This is a genomic window from Kitasatospora sp. NPDC057512 (assembly GCF_042802135.1).
In the GTDB taxonomy this organism is placed as follows: Bacteria; Actinomycetota; Actinomycetes; order Streptomycetales; family Streptomycetaceae; genus Kitasatospora.
This window is the reverse complement of record NZ_JBHVET010000714.1, coordinates 1-4,349: the sequence shown is the minus strand read 5'-3', so window position 1 is coordinate 4,349 and position 4,349 is coordinate 1. Positions and strand designations below refer to the sequence as shown.

The 4,349-nt window shown below is 69.9% G+C and carries 4 protein-coding genes; all 4 read left to right on the top strand.

Annotation, left to right across the window (positions count from 1 at the left end):
- The coding region (locus ACFU6K_RS32430; RefSeq protein ID WP_380669137.1) for a hypothetical protein at window positions 1-280 on the top strand (280 nt) is incomplete at its 5' end.
- A 47-nt stretch (window positions 281-327) separates the two neighbouring features.
- Window positions 328-1,425: a hypothetical protein gene (locus ACFU6K_RS32425; protein WP_380669135.1), complete on the top strand. Its 1,098-nt coding sequence runs from the start codon at window positions 328-330 to the stop codon at window positions 1,423-1,425.
- A 32-nt stretch (window positions 1,426-1,457) separates the two neighbouring features.
- Entirely contained in the window at window positions 1,458-3,074 is a 1,617-nt protein-coding gene (locus tag ACFU6K_RS32420) for a hypothetical protein (protein WP_380669133.1), read from the top strand.
- Window positions 3,075-3,147: 73 nt separating this feature from the next.
- The gene (locus ACFU6K_RS32415) at window positions 3,148-4,275 is read left to right on the top strand and encodes a hypothetical protein (RefSeq protein ID WP_380669131.1); all 1,128 of its coding nucleotides are present in this window, start codon (window positions 3,148-3,150) and stop codon (window positions 4,273-4,275) included.
- Window positions 4,276-4,349: the final 74 nt, after the last annotated feature.

Sequence of the window (4,349 nt, the reverse complement as noted above, 5' to 3'; positions counted from 1 at the left end):
CACCCGTACCGGTGCCGACGGGACCGACACCCTGGTCGTGCCGCGCCCCGCCGCCTGGCACGGCACCTGGAGCTGGGCCCAGCCGGAGGCCGTCGAGGCCGGGGCGACGGCGCCCTCCTGGACCACCTATCCGCTCACCGCCGCCGATCCGGCCGCGCACCTGCCCCACCCCACGCCGGCCGTCCGCAGCGGCTACCTGCAGCTCTCCCAAGGCCTCGTGGACACCGGCGGGCCCACGGGAGGCCCCGCTGGCGACGGCGGTCACCCGGCGACCCCCTGAGCGGGAGCCTCCACGTGCACGCCACTCCGACTCACCCGAGGAACCCCATGAGCCCTGCCCTGCCCACGCTCCTGACCTACACGCTCCACCCGACGCCCCTTCCGGTCGGCGGACGCGGCACCCTCCGGATCACGGTCGCCAACCGGCGGGCCACACCGGTCACCTGCGACTCCGTCACCTTCACCCTGCCGGTGGGCAGCACGCCGTCGGACTGCGCCACCACGCACGCCGCGGACTTCCGGGTCGTCGACGAGTTCCGCTGGCGGCTGCGCTCCGACGACTCGGCGAAGGACTCCGCTTCCTTCACCGCGACTCCCACCGAGCCGCTCGTACCGGGGGAGCGGCACACCTTCGAGATCGTCGGCATCCCCATCGGCGAGCAGGCCGGTACGGCGCGCCTCCGGATCACCGAACTTGCCTGCGACGAAGGGGAACCGCAGCGAACGGCCGTCCAGACCCGCCCGGTCCGCAAGCTGGCCGACGACCTCATCCTGAGTGACTTCACGCCCGACCACGCCGCGATCGGCCACGACGGGACCGTCGTCCTCACCTGGACGTGCACGCCCCCGCCGGGCGCCGACTACACCCTCTACTACGGCGACAACCAGTCGGCCGAGGTGAACGACCACATCGACGCGAACGGCAACGGACGGTGGACGTCCCCGCCCCTGGACACCACCACCGCGTTCCTCATCCAGCAGTCCTCCACCTCCGGCGGGGACGTGGTGCAGCACACCCTCACCACGGCGGTCACCGTGACCAACCCGGACATGGAGGTCGGAAACCTCTCCGCCAACGGCACGACGAGCCTGCTGGGGGCGGTCCAGCAGTTCGACGCGGTCAAGGAGCTGCCTCTGACCAGGACCGCCCCCACCGACGGCTTCCTGCACGGCTACATCAAGACCACCGACTCGGGCAGTCCGGCGACGCTCCAGATCGTCATCACGGCGCCCGGGTCGGACACGCCGCCGCTGAGCATCTCCGTGCAGTCCACCGACCAGGCCGGCGGGGACAGGAACCAGGACGGGCGGGTGTTCACCCCCGTCCCCGCCGGAGCGCGGATCCAGGCCACCGCGGCCTGCGACGTCGTGTACAGCGGTCAGCTGGTCTGGGTGCCGCTCGGCACGGGTGCCCTCGCGGACTGACCGGCCGCGCGATCACGGACAGGAGCACCGACATGCAGAACAAGCCGTCCCCCTACGTCACCGGCGTCCTCAGCGTCCCCTTCGCGAAGGAGGCGCCCGCCACCAGCTACTTCTTCAGCAAGCGCGGCAACCTCGTCTATGACTGGACCGCCGACCACGGTCAGCGCATCGGCGTACTCCCGGACGCCTTCAGCGCGCTCCCCGAGGAGTACCAGGCGCATCCCGTGGCCATGGCGATCCCCGGTTCCACCTCGGAGGCGTACTTCTTCCACGGTGACCAGGTGATCCACTACGACTACCAGAAGAAGGCGGTCCTCCTCGGGCCCTTCCCCATCTCCAAGCCGGGCGAGGCCTTCCAGTACCTGCCCGATCCCTACACGGAGGGTGTCGACGCGATCCTGCCGGCAGGTGACACCAGCGCCTGGTTCTTCAAGGGCGGCCGGTGCGTCCACTACGACCTGGTCGAAGAGGACGTCGTGGACGATCAGGAGGGCCTCATCGGTGACCTGTGGCCCGGCATCGACCCGGCCTTCGCCCAGGGGATCACCTCGGCCATGCACCACCCCGGAGCGGACCAGGGGTACCTCTTCGTTGCCAACAAGTACCAGGCGTGCAAGCCCAGTACGGGCGCTCTCGGCGCTGTGAAGGCCACGTCTGACGGCCCGTGGCACGGGATCGATCTCATCGCCCACGGGACGATGTACGTGGGCACCGACACGACCGTGGCCGAGGTCGACGTGGACGCCGGAACCGAGATCCCGCACGACGACTTCAACGCCCGCGACTACAGGTTCGCGTTCAACCAGGCCCGCGACCACTTCGTCGTCACCGACGGAGGAGGGCTCAGCAAGTCCATCAGCACGGGGTTCGAGGGCCCGGGCCCGGACATCAGGCAGGAGTGGTTCGGAGACGCCCGGGCCGTACGGTACGTCGACGACGACCACATCTACGTCATCGATACCGACTCATTCCAGGGATATCCGACCGCCATCATGTGCATGGCGAATTCGGCGAACGGCCCGCACAAGAAGTCCTCGGTCAAGGTGGACGTCGACTTCACCACCGGCGACCGGACCCTCGTGCAGTGCTGGTTCACCGCGTCGCGCGCCTGGTTCATCGCCGACACCACGAATGACCACTTCTGGTACGGACAGAGCATCGCGTCGTGTGACATCTCCCACGGCGGAGCACTCGACTGGGTGTTCCTGAAAGACGATCAGCCGCAGTTGACCTTCGCCACGTCCGCCGCCGTGACAGCCGACGGGACACAGAGCTATGTTCCGGCCGTCGGGTACCTGGCGAGCGTCACGGACGACGGGGACTTCACGTTGTCCGGCGTCCCCTCGCCGCACGCGTGGCAGCCCGTCTCCGTCTCCGACGACGGCAGGGTCGTGTGCCTCACCAGCTCTGACGAGACGCTGGTGTCCCTGGACAGCGGCGCCACCTGGACGACCCTCGCCATCGGCGGGTATGACGTGGCGGTCCATCCCAACGGCGCCTCGTGCTACGTGGCCCAACTCGGCGGGATCCAAGCGGCCAGCACGGGGCTCATCCCCGGAGAGTACGCCGGCCCCCTGGGCGAGCCGCTGCCGGTACAGGTCGCAGTGAGCGACGGCGGATTCGCCCTGGTACCTCCATGGAAGTCCTGACGCCGCGACGGCGGCCATCAGGGCACCACCCGGACCCCAGCACCCCTTTCCACCCCACGACGAGCGGTGAGATGTGACGAACCCCCAGCCGCGGGAACGCCTCGCGGGCACCTCAGTTCCCCTCCTCACGTACGCCCTGACGCCCACCCCGGACCCGCTCCAGGTGAAGGGGCAGGACGCCCAACTGACGATCACGGTCACCAACGACACCGACAAGGTCGTCAGTTGCGGGCTGATCGCCTTCACCCTGCCCGTCGGCTCCGGTGCCGACTCCCTCACCGGGAACCCCGACAGCGTCCAGCTGACGGCCCCCAAGAACTGGCGGCTCCGGCAGCCGGAACCCGGGAAGGGGCGTTTCGAGGCGACCCCGACGAGGCCGAAGGCCAAGCAGATCAGCCCCGGCGCGGAGAGCGCGCTGGTCTTCACCCTGACCCACATCGCGGTCGACGACGTCGTCGGTACCTGCGCGATCGGGGTCGAGGAGGACACCGCGAACCCGCCCGCCGCGACCTCGCTGAGCCTGCCGAAGGTGCTGCCGGGGCTGACCTTCACGGACTTCCGGCCCGTCGCCGTGGCCGTGCCCCGGGGCACCCCGGCGACCCTGGAGTGGAAGGCCACCGCGCCCACCGAGGGCCAGGCCTCGTACACCCTGGAGTACGGCACGGTCGCGCCGTTCAGCGTCGACGACGCCCTCTCCTGGGTCTCGCCCGCGCTCTACGAGGACACCGAGTTCGTCCTCACCCTGCACGCCGCCCAGGGCTCCACGCCGGTCGAGCACCGGCTCTCGGCCGCCGTCACCGTGACCGAGCCCGACCTCCACGCCCACGACCTCCGGGTGACCGGGACGGCCCGGTGGATCAATCCGCCGGAGGTGGTCCTGAGCGGGCCGGTGGCCACCCGGAGGACCTGCACGGCGGAGACCGACGGCATCATCAGCGGCTGGATCTACACGGAGGCCGACCAGTCCCCGGCCACCCTCATCGTCAAGGTCGAACCGACGCAGGGCGCCCCGGACTACACCACCAGCGTGCAGTCGTCCACGGACCCCGGCGCCGACAAGCGCACCTGGACGTACATCTTCGTGCCGGTCCCAAAGGGCTCCAAGGTCGTCATCACCACCCAGTGCTACACACCGGAGCAGATGAACACCCTGGTCACCTGGCACCCGTTGGGAAAGGGCCGGCTCCTCTCGGTGCTGTAGCGCGCGGGAGGTCGGACGGCGGTGAACGGCGTGTCCTCGTAGGCGGGCCACCGGGCGGGCGACCGTGCCCGACC